At 39.1% G+C, this 16140-nt stretch carries 20 protein-coding genes and 1 pseudogene; 10 read left to right on the top strand and 11 right to left on the bottom strand.

Annotated elements, in window-relative coordinates; all coding sequences use genetic code 11:
• Window positions 1-85 precede the first annotated feature (85 nt).
• The 3 genes from prmC to kdsA are packed head-to-tail and all read left to right on the top strand — an operon-like array spanning window position 86 to window position 2743.
• Window positions 86-949 carry a peptide chain release factor N(5)-glutamine methyltransferase gene (gene prmC, locus KH943_RS02865; protein ID WP_304107380.1) on the top strand — a complete coding sequence of 288 codons (864 nt, stop codon included), beginning with the start codon at window positions 86-88 and terminating at the stop codon, window positions 947-949.
• 37 nt (window positions 950-986) lie between these two features.
• Window positions 987-1856, top strand: a complete 870-nt coding sequence (locus tag KH943_RS02860; RefSeq protein ID WP_304107377.1) for a SirB1 family protein — start codon at window positions 987-989, stop codon at window positions 1854-1856.
• Window positions 1857-1888: 32 nt separating this feature from the next.
• On the top strand, window positions 1889-2743 hold the full coding sequence (kdsA, locus tag KH943_RS02855) for a 3-deoxy-8-phosphooctulonate synthase (protein ID WP_304107374.1): 855 nt from the start codon (window positions 1889-1891) through the stop codon (window positions 2741-2743).
• 48 nt (window positions 2744-2791) lie between these two features.
• On the opposite strand, the gene rplI is transcribed toward kdsA, so the two are convergent.
• Genes rplI through rpsF form a run of 4 tightly spaced genes read right to left on the bottom strand, consistent with a single transcriptional unit; the run spans window position 2792 to window position 4175 of the window.
• Window positions 2792-3241 carry a 50S ribosomal protein L9 gene (gene rplI / locus KH943_RS02850; protein WP_304107372.1) on the bottom strand — a complete coding sequence of 150 codons (450 nt, stop codon included), beginning with the start codon at window positions 3239-3241 and terminating at the stop codon, window positions 2792-2794.
• A gap of 16 nt (window positions 3242-3257) precedes the next feature.
• On the bottom strand, window positions 3258-3485 hold the full coding sequence (gene rpsR, locus KH943_RS02845; protein WP_005705387.1) for a 30S ribosomal protein S18: 228 nt from the start codon (window positions 3483-3485) through the stop codon (window positions 3258-3260).
• Window positions 3460-3807, bottom strand: coding sequence for a primosomal replication protein N (gene priB, locus KH943_RS02840; protein ID WP_111312797.1), 348 nt, complete (start codon window positions 3805-3807; stop codon window positions 3460-3462). Before priB ends, rpsR begins: the two co-directional genes overlap by 26 nt.
• A 2-nt stretch (window positions 3808-3809) precedes the next feature.
• The gene (gene rpsF / locus KH943_RS02835; RefSeq protein WP_005705428.1) at window positions 3810-4175 is read right to left on the bottom strand and encodes a 30S ribosomal protein S6; all 366 of its coding nucleotides are present in this window, start codon (window positions 4173-4175) and stop codon (window positions 3810-3812) included.
• Window positions 4176-4418: 243 nt separating this feature from the next.
• Between rpsF and purD the strand changes: the two genes are divergently transcribed.
• The 5 genes from purD (at window position 4419) to KH943_RS02810 (ending at window position 8411) form a co-directional block, all read left to right on the top strand.
• Complete coding sequence (gene purD, locus KH943_RS02830; RefSeq protein ID WP_304107365.1) at window positions 4419-5705, top strand: phosphoribosylamine--glycine ligase; 1287 nt, start codon at window positions 4419-4421, stop codon at window positions 5703-5705.
• Window positions 5706-5815: 110 nt separating this feature from the next.
• The gene (locus KH943_RS02825; protein ID WP_005705407.1) at window positions 5816-6145 is read left to right on the top strand and encodes a YbaB/EbfC family nucleoid-associated protein; all 330 of its coding nucleotides are present in this window, start codon (window positions 5816-5818) and stop codon (window positions 6143-6145) included.
• A gap of 43 nt (window positions 6146-6188) precedes the next feature.
• Complete coding sequence (gene recR, locus KH943_RS02820) at window positions 6189-6794, top strand: recombination mediator RecR (protein ID WP_304107357.1); 606 nt, start codon at window positions 6189-6191, stop codon at window positions 6792-6794.
• Between the two features lie 68 nt (window positions 6795-6862).
• Window positions 6863-7189, top strand: a complete 327-nt coding sequence (gene grxD, locus KH943_RS02815) for a Grx4 family monothiol glutaredoxin (RefSeq protein ID WP_005705415.1) — start codon at window positions 6863-6865, stop codon at window positions 7187-7189.
• A gap of 169 nt (window positions 7190-7358) precedes the next feature.
• A complete protein-coding gene (locus KH943_RS02810) occupies window positions 7359-8411 on the top strand; it encodes a branched-chain amino acid aminotransferase (protein WP_304107411.1) in 1053 nt (350 codons plus the stop codon).
• A 68-nt stretch (window positions 8412-8479) separates the two neighbouring features.
• Here the strand turns inward: KH943_RS02810 and KH943_RS02805 are convergent, their stop codons facing one another.
• Genes KH943_RS02805 through KH943_RS02795 form a run of 3 tightly spaced genes read right to left on the bottom strand, consistent with a single transcriptional unit; the run spans window position 8480 to window position 11157 of the window.
• On the bottom strand, window positions 8480-9721 hold the full coding sequence (locus KH943_RS02805) for a surface lipoprotein assembly modifier (RefSeq protein WP_304107354.1): 1242 nt from the start codon (window positions 9719-9721) through the stop codon (window positions 8480-8482).
• 42 nt (window positions 9722-9763) lie between these two features.
• Window positions 9764-10396 carry a hypothetical protein gene (locus KH943_RS02800; protein WP_304107352.1) on the bottom strand — a complete coding sequence of 211 codons (633 nt, stop codon included), beginning with the start codon at window positions 10394-10396 and terminating at the stop codon, window positions 9764-9766.
• 20 nt (window positions 10397-10416) lie between these two features.
• Window positions 10417-11157, bottom strand: coding sequence for a hypothetical protein (locus KH943_RS02795; RefSeq protein WP_304107349.1), 741 nt, complete (start codon window positions 11155-11157; stop codon window positions 10417-10419).
• A 127-nt stretch (window positions 11158-11284) separates the two neighbouring features.
• Here KH943_RS02795 and KH943_RS02790 point away from each other — a divergent pair.
• Window positions 11285-11681: pseudogene (locus KH943_RS02790) on the top strand (helix-turn-helix domain-containing protein).
• A gap of 7 nt (window positions 11682-11688) precedes the next feature.
• Window positions 11689-12036 (top strand): RidA family protein, encoded by a 348-nt coding sequence (locus tag KH943_RS02785; RefSeq protein WP_304107346.1) that lies wholly within the window; start codon window positions 11689-11691, stop codon window positions 12034-12036.
• Between the two features lie 74 nt (window positions 12037-12110).
• On the opposite strand, the gene argH is transcribed toward KH943_RS02785, so the two are convergent.
• The 4 genes from argH to KH943_RS02765 all read right to left on the bottom strand — a co-directional run.
• Entirely contained in the window at window positions 12111-13487 is a 1377-nt protein-coding gene (argH, locus tag KH943_RS02780; protein WP_304107343.1) for an argininosuccinate lyase, read from the bottom strand.
• 354 nt (window positions 13488-13841) lie between these two features.
• Window positions 13842-14471: an MBL fold metallo-hydrolase gene (locus tag KH943_RS02775; RefSeq protein WP_304107340.1), complete on the bottom strand. Its 630-nt coding sequence runs from the start codon at window positions 14469-14471 to the stop codon at window positions 13842-13844.
• Window positions 14472-14496: 25 nt separating this feature from the next.
• On the bottom strand, window positions 14497-15054 hold the full coding sequence (locus KH943_RS02770; protein ID WP_304107337.1) for a YcbK family protein: 558 nt from the start codon (window positions 15052-15054) through the stop codon (window positions 14497-14499).
• Window positions 15055-15161: 107 nt separating this feature from the next.
• Window positions 15162-16140 (bottom strand): L,D-transpeptidase family protein (locus KH943_RS02765; protein ID WP_304107334.1); only part of this gene is annotated, 979 nt, incomplete at its 5' end.

Genomic DNA, 16140 nt, shown 5'->3' with positions numbered 1-16140 from the left:
GGTGTGCTTCAACACATTCTGTGCTATTTTTTTATTTGGACTATATATGCTATCCTAACATCATTCTCTACTGATAAAACCTAATATGACCTATTCCGACTGGCTAACTTATGCCACTCAATTATTAACCGAAAAATTAAGCCAAGATCCTTATCTGAATGCGAAATTAGATGCGAACTTGCTATTACAAGCGGTGACAAAACGCTCGCGTTCTGCGATTTTTGCATTTGGAGAAACAGAGCTGAATGAAGCAGAGCAAAATCAGATAAATCAGATGTTGGAACGCCGCACGAAAGGAGAGCCAATGGCGTATATTTTAGGTGAAAAAGAGTTTTGGTCTTTGCCATTAAAAGTTTCGTCTGAAACCCTTATTCCTCGCCCAGATACGGAGCGATTGGTTGAAGTCGCATTAGATTGGGCAAGCAAGCGGTTGGAAAGTCAAGAAAGTTTGCAAATTTTAGATTTAGGTACAGGGACAGGGGCAATTGCACTGGCACTAGCTTCCGAATTAAAGCAGAAAGCACAAGTGTTAGGTGTCGATTTTAAGCCCGAAGTGGTAGTACTTGCGGAAAGTAATCGCCAAACGTTGCAGATTGAAAATGCTCGTTTTCAGCAAAGCGATTGGTTTTCCACATTAGGAAATCAGCAGTTTGATTTGATTGTAAGTAACCCGCCTTATATTGATGCGGAAGATGAAAATTTGCAGATTGGCGATGTGCGGTTTGAGCCTTTAACCGCATTGGTGTCAGATAATCATGGTTTGAGAGATTTGCAAAAGATTATCGAAAATGCACCGCTTTATTTAAAGCCAAATGGGGCGTTATTTTTAGAACACGGTTGGCAACAAGCACGCGATGTACAACATATATTCCGCCAAAATCATTGGCAAGCGGTTGAAACTTTCCAAGATTATGCCAATTTAGATCGTATTACTAAGGCTGAGAAATAAAGCTAGAAAAGTAAAAAAGAATAAAAAAGAAGGACAAATGGACGATATTATTAACGAAATTTTGCAAGAACTGGAGTCGCCGAAAACCACCATAAGTGATGAAAAATTGCAGACGTTTTTGTATGAAGAGATGGATCGAATTGGTGGAATTGTGGATGAAAGCGTAACACCTCGCCAACGTAGTGCACGTACTTCGGCTTTGGTTCGCAAGGTGAGACCACTCATTACTGCCGAAAATGAGCTTGATAGATTGCATCAATTGTTAGATGTGATTTATTGCCAAATGAAATTTTCTTATCGCTACACCGACTATTTCAACAGCGATAATTTGGTGCTACATAAAGTTTTGCAAACTAAGCAAGGAATGCCCGTCTCTTTTGCGGCAATTTTGCTCTATTTAGCGGCGAAATGTGGCATTCCGCTGTTTGCGGTGAATTTCCCTACACAAATCATTTTGCGTGCGGAAATTACTCATTATGATGGTCGCCAAGAAACGCTTTTTATCAACCCTGCAGACGGTAAGTTTTTAAGCATTGAAGATTTAGAAAAATGGCTAGATGGCGAACCACCAATGGTTGGTGTGTTGGTTACACCAGTTTTAATTCGCCGAGCTGAGCCGTTTGAATTATTAGAACGGGTAGAAACGCTCTTTAAAATGGCATTAACCAAAGAAAAAAAATTCCAAGAAGTGCTAGAAATGATAAACTTCCGCCTGATTTTCTCGCCTGATGACCCGTATGAAATTCGTGATCGTGGGATGATTTTTGCGACGATGGATTGCTTCCAAGCAGCTTATGAAGATTTAAGCTATTTCGTTGATCAATGCCCTGATGATCCTTCTGCGATGATGATAAAGATGGATATTAAGCAGCTTGAGCAAAAAGGCAAAGAGATAGTTTTACACTAATTTTCCCTATTTTATTACCGTAAGGACTAAAAATGACCGATAAAATTGTAAAAGTTGGCAACGTTGAAGTTGCGAACAACAAGCCATTCACCCTGTTTGGTGGAATGAACGTATTAGAAAGCCGTGATATGGCGATGCGTGTGTGTGAAAAATATGTAGAAGTTACGCAAAAATTGGGCGTGCCTTATGTATTTAAAGCCTCTTTTGATAAAGCGAACCGCTCTTCGATCCACTCTTACCGTGGACCAGGAATGGAAGAGGGGTTAAAAATCTTCCAAGAACTAAAAGATACATTCGGTGTGAATATCATCACTGATGTGCACGAAATCTATCAATGCCAACCTGTTTCGGAAGTAGTAGATGTAATCCAGTTACCCGCTTTCTTAGCTCGCCAGACCGACTTAGTTGAAGCGATGGCGCGTACAGGTGCAGTAATTAACGTGAAAAAACCACAATTCTTAAGCCCAGGCCAGATGGGAAATATTGTAGAGAAAATTGAAGAGTGTGGTAACGACAAAGTGATTCTTTGCGACCGAGGAACGAACTTTGGTTACGACAATTTAGTTGTGGATATGCTTGGCTTCAACATTATGAAGAAAGTCTCTAAGGGTTGCCCTGTGATTTTTGATGTGACTCACTCACTGCAATGCCGTGATCCATTTGGTGCAGCTTCTGGCGGTCGTCGCGATCAAGTTACAGAACTTGCTCGTGCAGGTATGGCGATTGGTTTAGCAGGGCTTTTCTTAGAAGCGCATCCAGATCCAAACAACGCAAAATGTGATGGCCCCTCAGCTCTACCACTTTCTAAATTAGAAGCCTTCGTTTCACAAATGAAAGCGATTGATGATTTAGTGAAATCATTTGAAGAGATTGATACATCAAATTAAAAATATAAAAAACCCAGCCTCAGCTGGGTTTTTTATAATCTTAAAAGATTATTCAGCAATTACGTTTACAGTAACTACTGCATTCACTTCTGGATGTAAGTGAACTTTAACTTGGTGTTCGCCAGTTGCACGAAGTGGACCTTCGCCTAAACGAACTTCAGATTTAGCTACTTCAACACCTGCTGCAGTTAATGCTTCAGCGATGTCTCTTGCAGAGATTGAACCGAATAAACGACCATCATCACCTGCTGTTGCAGCGATTGCTACTGCTGCGATTTCAGCAATTTGTGCTGCTCGAGCTTGTGCTGCTGCTAATGCTTCAGCTGCTTTTGCTTCTAATTCTGCACGACGTGCTTTGAAGTGAGCAATGTTTGCTGCTGTAGCCATAACTGCTTTACCTTGTGGGATTAAGTAGTTACGAGCGAAGCCTGATTTAACTTCAACTTGTGTACCAACACCGCCAAGGTGAGCCACTTTGTCTAATAAAATAACTTGCATTGTACTCGCTCCTTAATTACTGATGGTTGTCAGTGTATGGAAGTAACGCTAAATAGCGTGCACGTTTAATTGCACGAGCTAATTGACGTTGATACTTCGCACGAGTACCAGTGATACGGCTAGGAACAATCTTGCCATTTTCAGAAATGTAGTTCTTTAATGTAGCGATATCTTTGTAATCGATTTCAACAACATTTTCCGCTGTAAAACGGCAGAACTTACGACGACGGAAATAACGTGCCATTTGGCTTCTCCTGATCTATAAATTCAATATGTTCGGTATGTAAAACTAATTGGCTATTGCCGTTATAGTCTTTATGTGTATTAAGAAATCCTTTTACACAAATTTTACTACCGAGCTTAATTTGTTGGGTTATTAAACTAAATTGATTACCGTTTAAAACCACTTGGATTTTACACCAAGCTTGGCGTTCTAAATTGACTTCCATTTGCTTTGAACGATGTTCTAGCCAAAATCGGTAATTTGGAATGCCTAAAGGGCTTTGTTTTTGTTTAACTAAACTAATGACTTCACCCGTTAGAATCAAACGATTTTCAATCGGCAAAATTATTCGCCTGCTTCTACTTCAGCTGCTGCTTCAATAGCTTTGCTTTCTTTTGCTTTAGCCATTGGTGAAGCTTCAGTTACTGCAGCTTTAGTGTGAACGATTAAGTTGCGAAGAACTGCATCGTTGTAACGGAAGTTAGTTTCTAACTCATCGATTACACTTTGTGGTGCTTCTACATTCATTAACACGTAGTGTGCTTTGTGAAGTTTATTGATTGGGTATGCTAATTGACGACGACCCCAATCTTCTAAGCGATGAATTTGACCGCCAGCTTCTTTGATAGATGCTGTGTAACGCTCAATCATTGCTGGTACTTGTTCGCTTTGGTCCGGGTGAACCATAAAAACGATTTCGTAGTGACGCATTGACTATCCTTACGGGTTAGCAGCCTCCAACTTTAGCCAGTCACCAACTTGTGGAAGCAAGGATTAAAAACAAATGTGACTGAACGGGACAATTATACAGATTTAAATGTTTTGATCAAGCAAAAGTATAAAATTCAAGCGGTGAAATTTCAAAAAGATTTGTGAATTTTATTGCTAGGCGTCTATTGAAAAATAGCGTAAACTTACGCAATCGTTTGCTTTGTTTAATTTTAAGGATTTTAAATGAATATTCTCATTATTGGTAACGGTGGTCGTGAACACGCTTTAGCTTGGAAAGTACGTCAATCGCCTTTGGCAGATAAAGTCTTTGTTGCACCAGGTAATGCGGGTACAGCATTAGAAGAAGGCATTGAAAATGTTGCCATCTCTGGTACAGATTTGACCGCTTTGGTGCAATTTGCCCAACAGAACCAAATCGGCTTAACCATAGTCGGCCCTGAAGCCCCACTTGTCGCTGGCGTAGTTGATGCGTTCCGTACAAATGGTTTAAAAATCTTCGGTCCAACTCAAACCGCCGCACAATTAGAAGGCTCAAAATCTTTTGCGAAAGACTTCTTAGCTCGCCACAAGATTCCAACTGCAGAATATCAAAACTTTACGGAAGTAGAACCTGCCCTTGCTTACTTACACGAAAAAGGCGTGCCAATTGTAATTAAAGCTGATGGCTTGGCAGCTGGCAAAGGTGTGATTGTTGCTATGACGATGCACGAAGCCGAAGAGGCGGTGAAAGATATGCTCTCTGGCAATGCTTTTGGAGATGCAGGGAGTCGTGTGGTTATCGAAGAATTTTTAGATGGCGAAGAAGCAAGCTTTATCGTGATGGTAGATGGTAAAAATGTCGAGCCAATGGCAACTAGTCAAGACCATAAACGTGTTGGCGAGGATGATAAAGGCTTGAATACAGGCGGGATGGGAGCGTACTCTCCAGCACCAGTAGTAACGCCAGAAATCTACCAACGCGTGATGGAGCAAATTATCTATCCAACCGTTCGTGGAATGGCAGCCGAAAATAATGTTTACACAGGTTTCCTTTATGCGGGCTTGATGATTATGCCAAATGGTCAGCCAAAAGTGATTGAATTTAACTGCCGATTTGGCGATCCTGAAACCCAGCCAATTATGATGCGTTTAAAGTCTGATTTAGTTGAACTTTGCTTAAAAGCGTGCGATGGCGAATTAGATCAAATTCAATCAGAATGGCGTGAACAAGCTGCACTTGGCATTGTACTTGCAGCGGAAGGTTACCCAAATGATTACCGCAAAGGTGATGAAATCTCAGACATTCCATCAGAAACTGCAACGCAAAAAGTTTTTCTTGCAGGCATAGAAAAACAAGGTGATAAATTACTCACGAATGGCGGACGCGTGCTTTGTGCAACTGCATTAGGCAACTCGGTGTATGAAGCACAACAATCTGCGTTGAAATTGGCAGAACAAATCCAATGGCAAGGGCGTTTCTATCGCCGTGACATTGGCTACCGAGCCGTGGCTCGCGAACAAGCGGTTTAATTTTCTCCATATTTTGCAAAAGCGGAAGATAATTTCACCGCTTGCCTAAATTTAGACGGTTCAGTAAAATGAGCCGTCTATTTTTATCTCTATTTATATAAGGAACGACTATGTTTGGAAAAGGCGGTTTAGGCGGCTTAATGAAGCAAGCTCAACAAATGCAAGAAAAAATGCAAAAAATGCAAGAAGAGATTGCTCAACTTGAAGTAACTGGTGAGTCTGGTGCGGGTTTGGTAAAAGTGACAATCAACGGTGCTCATAACTGTCGCCGTATCGAAATCGATCCGTCATTGATGGAAGATGATAAAGAGATGGTGGAAGACTTAGTAGCCGCCGCATTTAACGATGCTGTTCGCCGTGCGGAAGAGTTACAAAAAGAGAAAATGGCAAGTGTAACAGCAGGTTTAAATTTACCTGCGGGAATGAAGTTACCATTTTAATCGTAGTGTGGGATAAATCCCCCTTCAAATAACATTCAACTCTATGCAAACAAGCCCTTTACTTGAAAATTTAATGGAAGCCCTACGAGCACTCCCTGGCGTTGGCCCTAAATCGGCACAGCGTATGTCATTTCATCTTCTGCAACGCAACCGTGCGGGCGGACTTCATCTTTCTAAAGCGTTAAACGAAGCAATGACGCATATTGGACATTGCCAATCATGTCGCACTTTTACCGAAGAAGAAGAATGCACGATTTGTAGCAATCCACGTCGTCAAATGAGTGGACAGCTTTGCATTGTAGAAATGCCTGAAGACATTCAAGCGATTGAGCAAACAGGGCAATTTTCAGGCAGATATTTTGTGCTGATGGGGCATCTTTCCCCTATTGATGGTATTGGCCCACGTGAGATTGGCTTGGATTTATTACAACAACGTTTAGAAAATGAATCGTTCCACGAAGTGATTTTAGCGACGAATCCAAATGTCGAAAGCGAAGCAACCACACATTACATCGCTGATATGTGCAAAATATACAACGTAAAAGCTACTCGCATCGCCTACGGCGTACCAATGGGTGGATCACTTGAAATGGTCGATGGCAGTACACTTTCGCATTCCATTATTGGGCGTCGGGATATCACCCTTTAGTTATTTTTTATTCACATAAAAGCTGATATAATCAGTCAACTTTTTACCGACAATTCTTTGAGGATACAATGGAAACTATCGACAAAATCAAAAAACAAATCAGCGAAAACCCAATTCTTCTTTATATGAAAGGTTCGCCAAAATTCCCATCATGCGGTTTCTCTGCTCGTGCAGTAGAAGCGGTTATTAACTGCCAAGTGCCTTTTGGTTATGTAGATATTTTAACCAATCCAGACATTCGTGCAGAATTACCAAAATTCGCAAACTGGCCAACTTTCCCACAATTATGGGTAGAAGGTGAGTTAATCGGCGGTTGCGACATTGTGTTAGAAATGGCACAAAAAGGTGAATTACAAACGTTATTAAAAGAAGTAGCAGCTCGTCATCCTGCTTAATCTGCAGTTTTGATATTTAACCCCAAGCGAAAGTTTGGGGTTCGTTTTATCTAAAATAAGTTAAGTGCTCAAATTTTGTCGAATTTTCACAAAAATCTACCGCTTGCCTCTACATTCCTCATCTTTTTTATCTTACAATGCAAAACATCTCAAATTTTCACTCACAAAAATAAAGGACACAACAATGGCTTTAAAAGATTTAGACTGGGCAAATTTAGGTTTTTCATATATCAAAACAGAATATCGTTTCATCGCTCACTGGAAAGAGGGCAAATGGGACGAAGGTAAACTCACAACAGACAATACCTTACATATTCACGAAGGTTCAACCGCTCTTCATTATGGTCAGCAATGTTTCGAAGGCTTAAAAGCATACCGCTGCAAAGATGGTTCAATCAACTTATTCCGCCCGCAGGCGAATGCAGAGCGTATGCAACGTACTGCAGACCGTCTTTTAATGCCACGCGTACCAACTGAATTATTCGTACGTGCGTGTAAAGAAGTGGTTAAAGCTAACCAAGATTGGTTGGGTCCTTACGGCTCTGGTGCAACCTTATACTTACGTCCATTCTTAATTGGAGTGGGCGAAAACATCGGCGTGAAAGCGGCACCAGAGTTTATTTTCTCTGTTTTCTGTTGCCCAGTGGGTGCTTATTTCAAAGGTGGTTTGTCTCCATCAAACTTCATCACGACTGATTACGACCGTGCTGCACCAATGGGCACTGGTGGTGTGAAAGTGGGCGGAAACTACGCAGCAAGCTTACTTCCACACGAATTAGCGGCAGAACAAGGTACGCCAGAACGGAAATTTGCGGATGCTATTTATTTAGATCCAAAAACTCACACAAAAATTGAAGAAGTCGGTGCAGCAAACTTCTTTGGTATTACCAAAGATAATAAATTCATCACACCAAAATCAGAATCTATTTTACCAAGTATTACCAAATACTCTCTTTTACATATCGCAAAAGAGCGTTTAGGAATGGAAACAATCGAGGGCGATGTGTATATCGATCAACTTGACCAATTCGCAGAAGCCGGTGCGTGCGGTACAGCGGCTGTAATTACCCCAGTAGGTGGTATTCAACATCACGGCAACTTCCACGTTTTCTATTCAGAAACTGAAGTAGGCCCTGTTACCCGTCGCCTTTACGATGAATTAACAGGAATTCAGTTTGGTGATGTAGAAGCCCCTGAAGGCTGGATTGTGAAAGTAGAGTAATCTATTGTTTTCAAGCGGTCGAATTTGTAAAAGATTTTGCAAACTCGACCGCTTCTTTTTTTCTGGAGTTAAAAATCCTTTTCCACCAACATCTGCACATATTTTTCCGAATAGGAAAACATAGATGAAATATTACTCTCTTGCTTTTTCCAACGGAATTGCACTTTCGGTACGAAGCCTAAGTATTGCCAATCTTGTTTCCAAAGCGTTAAATTTAATGAATAGATTTTATCGCGGCGGATTTTATCTAACGGCAAAATCCCACCAAGAGAAGCAAAATCCTTATACTGTTTCAACGCAATAGAGCTATTAATTTGAGTAGCAATCGCATAGCCCCAATTTTTCCGCCAACCTATTCTCAAGACCTTCATATCATTGCTATATTGTTTTATACGTGTGGTTTCTCGAATAAAATCCGAACCTAAGTAATAATAACCTTTATCAGATGGCTGCCAAATAAAGGTTACAGAGGCTAATTTAATTGTTCCATTGCGATCTGCTTGGGTAAAATAACGTGGCTGGCTTAATTCAAGTGCGGTTGAAATCTGCCAATTTTTTGAAAGATTTAAGCTATATTCCGCTCTAGCACCATTTGCCCAGTTATAACGATGTCCGCCCAACCATTGACGCTCATAAAACGGCTTTAATGCCAACTTATACTTAGCATTTTGGAATTGATAGCCCAAATAAGTGCGGTTAGTAATTTCATCATAATTATGATTATCCCAATAATTTTTGCCATATAGATTATTTGCAAAATGCAGATAATGCGAACCCGCTATGTTCCAATTTTTCTGAGCATCAAAATAATAAGCAAAGCCGTGTGCCGATTGTGGCAACATATCATCATTTTTCACAAAACCCGTGTTTTCGATATGTCGCTCGTTGGACGTATTATTCACGTTCTTTGTTTGTAAATAATTCCCACCTAAGGAAAATTGCCAACGTTCTCGGTTTTCAATTGCTTGCAAATAATTTTGAATAATCGACCGCTCTTCATCATTTACATTTGCTTCCGTTTGCAATGCCTGAAAAGCCTTTTTTGCCTTGTTATTTTGATAATCTAAAAATAATAATCTCGCTTGCCTTATTTTGGTGTAATTAACCAATCTTAGATTTTTCTCTGGAAAGCTTTGATAAATAGGTAACAAACGATCCACTAAATCCATTCGATTAATACTTAGCATATCTGAAAGTAATTTTTCTGTAAGATTTTGATCTTGTTCTAATTGTACAATAGAGTAGGTTGTATCATTTGCAATAGCAACACTACCAAATAAACAATATAAGAAAAAAAGTTTATATTTCATATTCGAAAAAAATCCCACAATAAAGTTATTGTGGGAAAATAATTATTGTCTACCTAAAGTGTAATTAGTTTCGGACATTACACGAGTTGGATCATTTTCAGATTTTACTTCATATCCTACTGTCATTTCAGAGAATGGGCTAGATTCTCCCCAAATAATACCTGAGTATTGACCAGAAAAATTTTCCTGATTATATATAGCAGATGCATTACCTTTAAATGTATATCTTTCATCATAACGAGCATAATTTCCAGAAGGTTTATATATAGAAGTTCCTCTATATAAAGTAGTGCTGTGTAAATTAATGTGTACATTTTTTCCTTCAGCTTCTCCTACTGCACTACCAGAGATAGTTCTATTATCAAAATCTGCTTCTAATCTAATTGAACTTTCAGCCGATGCATAAGTTGCCTTTCCCGTAGCATAACCATCAGAACCAACTTTAAATGTCGATGGAGTAATTGAAGGAACAGTTGCATTAGGTTGCATTGAGTTCGCCGAATTATTCACCGTGTTAGAATTATTGGTATCAATATTTGGTACAGTAATTGATGCAGTATTGTTCCCACTTGAAGTTGTTGGTTCATTTGAACCACCGCCACCACCTGAACTACAAGCAGTTAATCCTAGCATTACAGCCGTTGCTAATAACGTTTTTGAGAATGTCAATTTCATTATAAGATCCTTATGGTTGATTAAGAATTTTGTTTGTGTAATACAATTAAAAATTGCATTAACACAGTGGTTTGATTAAAAATGAAATCTACTTCAAATTCTTTAAATAAATTATTATGTTTTACATTATTATTTTGGTATTCAAGAAAAAATTTAAGTAAAGTAATGTAGAGATTTCTTATTTCAACGTTAACGTTATTTTGTTTAAGATAATTTCCTAAATCACTTTTTAAATTTTCTACCGAACTTTTACTTTGAAGAATATCTTTCACTAGAGCTTCCAGAGAACAACGCAAATCATCCAGTAAATTTCTTTCATAGATTTTGTTATTCTTTTTCTCTAATGCACTTTCATAATGTTTTTTGGCCTCAGAATAATCCTCTAACCAATGCCTAACTTGGTTTCCTATTTCTTGAATTTGCTCAGAGATTTCTAATGGAGCGAAATGTGAATACTTTTTCACTAAAGTTAGTTTTAGATCGCTGACTTTTGAATTATCAGAAAATTTATCTAGCTCACATAACTTCCGAATAATAAGAAATTGTTGTTCTGGCTCAAAGCAAGTTAAATTGGCTTCTAATGCTTGTGCTTTATTGATATTTGATGTTCCTTGTTTAAAAGGTTGCCGTGCATACGGAATAGATTTCTCATATTCAACAGCATATTGGGTGCAAAACTTACAAATTTCTGAACCACTTAATCCTTTATTAGTATCAGCTAAAATTCTAGCTGCATAACTTAAATACTCATTATTAATCATCAGCGACTCTATAAATTTTTGGATAAATTTCACGTAAATGTTATACTTCACTCCAATTTTTTACCACAAACGAACAGTGTCAAAAACTTATCTGCTACTACCTAAAACCGCACTTTAAGGAAACAAAATGGAAGTCCACGATAAAATTCGCGTAATGAGAGAAATCAATCAATCAATGGTCGCAAGAAGAAATGGCGGAGAAACTTTCAATGTCACCGAATGGATATGCCAAAATTGAGCGTGGACAAAGCAGTATTAATTTAGATAAATTACAGCAAATTGCGAATGTGTTTAATATTGATATGGGAGAATTGATTACTTGTAAGGACAGAACAATATTCTTTTCTCTAGGCGGAGATAATTCAAATAACGTGACAAATGGGCATTTTGGAACAAATGAAGCCTTAACAGTAGAAAATGAAAAATTAAATAGTTTACTGACAATGAAAGATACCTTATTAGCTCAAAAAGATGATGAAATTAAGGCATTAAAAGAGATTATTGAGTTGTTAAAAGCAAAATAGGAAAAATATGATTAAACGAATTGATGTCAGCCATCGTTTTTCAGAAGTAGCGATTTACAATGGTGTCGCGTATTTAGCAGGGCAAGTACCAACCGACGCAAGCAAAAATGCCTACGAGCAAACTAAACAAGTGTTGGCCGAAATTGATAAATTTCTTGCGAAAGCGAGCACAGATAAAAGCCAAATTTTAATGGCAACCGTTTATCTGGCAAATATGGGCGATTATGCGGAAATGAACCGAGCGTGGGATGAATGGGTTACTGAGAATAATGCCCCACCTCGTGCAGCAATTGAAGCAAGACTTGCCGATCCAAATTGGAAATTGGAGATTGTGGTCACGGCAGCGGTGGAATAATTTAAAAGCGATGGATTTACGAGGATAAAGTAAAATCCATCGCTTTTGTTTATGATGCCTTTTCCTAAGAAAAATTATCCTTCCAAATACTCTTTCGCCACACGAATAGCTTCCGCCACACGTTCAGGATTTACCCCGCCTTTCGCACAACGTTTTTCTAAGCAAGATTCAAGCGATAGAATTGGGTAAACATCTTCATCAATCACTGCATGGAATTGTTTAAATTCTGCCACAGATAACGCTTCTAACGGTTCGCGTTTACTGATGGCATAAACTACCGCTTCGCCCACGATATGATGTGCTTCACGGAATGGAATGCCTTTAGCGACTAAGTAATCAGCCAATTCAGTTGCATTTGAGTAGCCTTGTTGAGCTGCCTCGCGTGTGCGTTCTACATTCACATTAATATCTTCAAGCACAAGTGCGGCGATTTCTAAACACGCCTGCCAAGTTTCCATCGCATCAAAGATACCTTCTTTGTCTTCTTGCATATCTTTGTTATATGCAAGTGGTAAGCCTTTGAGTGTCGTGAGCAAGCCTGTTAATGAGCCAAATACACGCCCTGATTTACCACGAATTAATTCACACGCATCAGGGTTTTTCTTTTGCGGCATCAATGAAGAGCCTGAAGTGACACGATCAGAAAGTTCCAAGAATGCTGATTCACCACTGTTGAAGAAGATTAAATCTTCTGCAAAACGAGAAAGGTGCACCATACTGATTGAAGCACTTGAAAGCAATTCTAAAACGTGGTCGCGGTCTGAAACGGAGTCTAAACTGTTGCGCGTACCAATGCTAAAACCAAGATCTTTTGCCAATGCATCACGATCTACAGCATAGGCTGTGCCCGCTAATGCACCCGAACCAAGCGGGCAAGTGTACATACGTTTGTAAGCATCGGTTAAACGGCTGTAATCACGTTCTAACATCTCAAAATACGCCATACACCAGTGAGCGAAAGTGATTGGCTGAGCACGTTGAAGGTGAGTATAGCCTGGCATCACTGCGTGTTGGCTAGTTTCTGCGGTTAGCACTAATTTTTCTTGAAGATTACGGATACGCTCTTGCATTACAATCACTTGCGCTTTACACCACATCTTCATATCAACCGCGACTTGGTCGTTACGGCTACGCCCAGTGTGTAATTTTTTTCCTAAATCGCCTACTTTTTCAATCAGTTTAGATTCCACCCAGCTATGAATATCTTCGGCATCATCTTTTAAAATGATCTCAATTTTTGGCTCAATTTCTGCACGTAATTCTTTCAGTGCTGCAGCTAATTGTTGATGCTCTTCTTCGGTTAAAATACCTACCGAAGTAATTGCTTTCGCCCAACCGATTGAACCATCAATATCTTGCAGAGCTAAACGGTAGTCAAAACGTAATGAATCATTGAAAAATTTGAATTTTTGGTCTGCTTCCTGTGTAAAACGTCCACCCCAAAGTGCCATATTCTATTCCTTAAATTTAAAATGAAATTGTATTTATCAAAAACTGGCTCTATTGTGCATAAATATGCAAAATTATTCAATAATTATTTGATAAAAACCCGATAAAAAGAAAATCTACATCCTCTCAAGCGGTCAAATTCACTTAAAAGAATGCAGATTTTTATCATATTACTTTATTGCTATCGCTTACTTTAGAATAATTCATAGCAACTGCATTTTGATCACGGTATCTGCCCATCTTGAGCTATCGCCCTAGCCGACTTTAAAAGCGTAAGCTTTATCCTCAAGTTCTGGCAATTTTTGGTTATCCTGATCTGATTTTCCGTTTAATTTATTAAATGTGTCTCAGAAAAATTACTTCAAAAACGGATTATGTATTTTTTCACGACCAATAGTGGTATGCGATCCATGTCCTGCAATGATAATGAAATCATCATCTAAATCAAACATTTTGGTGCGGATGGTTTCGAGCAGTTGGTCAAGGTTGCCCATATAGAGATCGGTTCGCCCAATACTATCTTTGAACAATACATCACCAGAAAAAGCAATTTTATTCTCAAAATCAAAGAAACCAATGTGACCAGGAGCGTGCCCTGGTAGGTGGCGAATATCAAAATTTAAACTTCCAACACTGATTTTATCACCCTCGTTTAACCAATGATCAGGCAAAAAACCGTTAACTGGCGGAATACCAAACATTTCACACATTTGAGGGAGTTCTTCAAAGAGAGGTTGATCAGCTTTGTGCGAGCCATATACTTCGACGCCAAAATGATCGCGAACTTTTTTAACTGCCATGATGTGATCGAGATGACCATGGGTGATCAGTAGTTTTTCTATTTTTAAGTTTTGTGATTCAATGAATTGAATGATTTTTTCCGCATTATCGCCCGCATCAATAATAGCTGCATTTTTATTGTCATCCCAAATAATTGAGCAGTTTTGTTGAAATGGGCTGACAGGGATAATTTGTAAATTAAACATAAAATTTTACCACTTGATTCTTTGCTTAAACCCCGCGCCATGTGCGTACAGGACCTGTGTCAACGTGCACAAAATTACTACGTGGATAATAACCTACTCCGCCATTGCTTAAGCTCTCTGCCGCTTGCTTCACTTTAATTAGCGGTACACCAGAGAGTTGAATATCGACCGCCTGTCCGCGAATATGGAAACTGTTACTTGCTACGCCGTGATGCTCACGTTTTAATTTGGCATTGGTTTTTGCTGAACGATAGCCACTAATTACCACAACCTCTGCATTGCGTAAGCCAAGGCGTTGTTGGAGTTGGTTAAGTTTAACGAATAGATTAGGATCAATGCGTTTTACTTCACCTGTGCGGCGATCTCGCATTAAGTAATTGAGTTGTTTTAAATCTTTAGAGGTTAAATTGTTGCCATTAAATTTGACGGCGTGTGTATCGCCTGTATTGATATTACGAAAACGCAACGCAAGAGGCTTTATCGTAGAAAGGCTTGCCAACACTTGTTGTGGCAGTAGGCTTGCGCCTAATACAATGCCACCTAACGAGAGCCATTTGCGGCGTTGGAGATTAACTGAATACATGCTTCACCTCATGATGAGTTGAATAAATTTTATCTTTTTGAAATCATAAGTAAAAGAAAAGTTCCGAGAAGCGATCAATTCTTCTCGGCATTTTTCATTTTTGCGAATTAGATCACATTTTTGACCGCTTGCCAATCTAGCACGGGCTTAGGTTGATTTTGATCTAACTTATAAATGTCTGGTAAAGTGAATACTTTTCCTTTCTCTACCCAAGCTGTTACATAATAGAGATAAACAGGGTTATCTGAGTTAATGCGAGCAGAGGTAGTTTTTTTACTTTCTAGTACTTTTTGCTGTTTATCCGCAGACCATCCTGTCTCGCGTAATAAAAGCGTTGCCAATTCATCTGATTTCGCGACACGAACGCAGCCTGAACTCAAGGCACGTGAGCTTCTACCAAATAAGCCTCGATTTGGCGTATCGTGTAGGTAAATCGCATCTGAACTTGGCATATTAAATTTATAACGACCTAAGGCACTGTCATCCCCTGCTTTTTGGCGAATACGATATGGGATGTTTTTGACATTGATATATTGAGACCAATTTACATCATATGCATTGATTTTGTTACCGTTTGCATCAAGAATTTCATAATTGCGGGTTTCGGCAATGGTAGGATCTTGTGCTAATGCTGGAATAATATCTTTACTTAAAATTGTTGGAGGTACATTCCAGGGTGGATTTACGACCACATTACTCAATTTACTTTGCATGACGGGCGTTTTTCGGTCAATTCGTCCAACAATGACTTTTGAATGTAAAATTGGCCGACCATCACGATAGTAGTAGAGCTGGTAGCTTGGAATGTTCACAAAGATACCATTATCAAAGTTTGGCAAAAGGCGTAAACGCTGTGCATTTAAAGCCAATTTATAGAAGGTTGTTACATGAGAAGCGGTCGATTTATCTGCATTTTTTGTAGATTTACCTTTTACTGCTTCTTTATTTCCGCTTGGTTCTACGCTATTTGGCGACATAGCTAATAAGTGATTAGCCGTGTCTTGGTATAGCTGGTTATTTGGTACTAATTCATTGATAAATTGGTCAACACGACCATTTTTTACTGTATCAATCCAGAGAGCTATA

The sequence above is a fragment of the Haemophilus parahaemolyticus genome, from assembly GCF_018373095.1.
Taxonomy (GTDB): Bacteria; Pseudomonadota; Gammaproteobacteria; order Enterobacterales; family Pasteurellaceae; genus Haemophilus_A; species Haemophilus_A parahaemolyticus_A.
The sequence above is the reverse complement of the archived record's forward strand: the minus strand, read 5'-3'. Positions and strand labels throughout refer to the sequence as shown.

Excerpts from the sequence above, each read along its gene's own strand:
- KH943_RS02795 (WP_304107349.1), bottom strand. The coding sequence starts at position 11,157 with ATGATTAATAATGAGTATTTAAGTTATGCAGCTAGAATTTTAGCTGAT.
- kdsA (WP_304107374.1), top strand. The coding sequence starts at position 1,889 with ATGACCGATAAAATTGTAAAAGTTGGCAACGTTGAAGTTGCGAACAAC.
- recR (WP_304107357.1), top strand. The coding sequence starts at position 6,189 with ATGCAAACAAGCCCTTTACTTGAAAATTTAATGGAAGCCCTACGAGCA.
- KH943_RS02785 (WP_304107346.1), top strand. The coding sequence starts at position 11,689 with ATGATTAAACGAATTGATGTCAGCCATCGTTTTTCAGAAGTAGCGATT.
- rplI (WP_304107372.1), bottom strand. The coding sequence starts at position 3,241 with ATGCAAGTTATTTTATTAGACAAAGTGGCTCACCTTGGCGGTGTTGGT.
- KH943_RS02770 (WP_304107337.1), bottom strand. The coding sequence starts at position 15,054 with ATGTATTCAGTTAATCTCCAACGCCGCAAATGGCTCTCGTTAGGTGGC.
- KH943_RS02805 (WP_304107354.1), bottom strand. The coding sequence starts at position 9,721 with ATGAAATATAAACTTTTTTTCTTATATTGTTTATTTGGTAGTGTTGCT.
- KH943_RS02775 (WP_304107340.1), bottom strand. The coding sequence starts at position 14,471 with ATGTTTAATTTACAAATTATCCCTGTCAGCCCATTTCAACAAAACTGC.
- KH943_RS02825 (WP_005705407.1), top strand. The coding sequence starts at position 5,816 with ATGTTTGGAAAAGGCGGTTTAGGCGGCTTAATGAAGCAAGCTCAACAA.
- rpsF (WP_005705428.1), bottom strand. The coding sequence starts at position 4,175 with ATGCGTCACTACGAAATCGTTTTTATGGTTCACCCGGACCAAAGCGAA.
- KH943_RS02800 (WP_304107352.1), bottom strand. The coding sequence starts at position 10,396 with ATGAAATTGACATTCTCAAAAACGTTATTAGCAACGGCTGTAATGCTA.
- KH943_RS02860 (WP_304107377.1), top strand. The coding sequence starts at position 987 with ATGGACGATATTATTAACGAAATTTTGCAAGAACTGGAGTCGCCGAAA.
- rpsR (WP_005705387.1), bottom strand. The coding sequence starts at position 3,485 with ATGGCACGTTATTTCCGTCGTCGTAAGTTCTGCCGTTTTACAGCGGAA.
- prmC (WP_304107380.1), top strand. The coding sequence starts at position 86 with ATGACCTATTCCGACTGGCTAACTTATGCCACTCAATTATTAACCGAA.
- grxD (WP_005705415.1), top strand. The coding sequence starts at position 6,863 with ATGGAAACTATCGACAAAATCAAAAAACAAATCAGCGAAAACCCAATT.
- argH (WP_304107343.1), bottom strand. The coding sequence starts at position 13,487 with ATGGCACTTTGGGGTGGACGTTTTACACAGGAAGCAGACCAAAAATTC.
- purD (WP_304107365.1), top strand. The coding sequence starts at position 4,419 with ATGAATATTCTCATTATTGGTAACGGTGGTCGTGAACACGCTTTAGCT.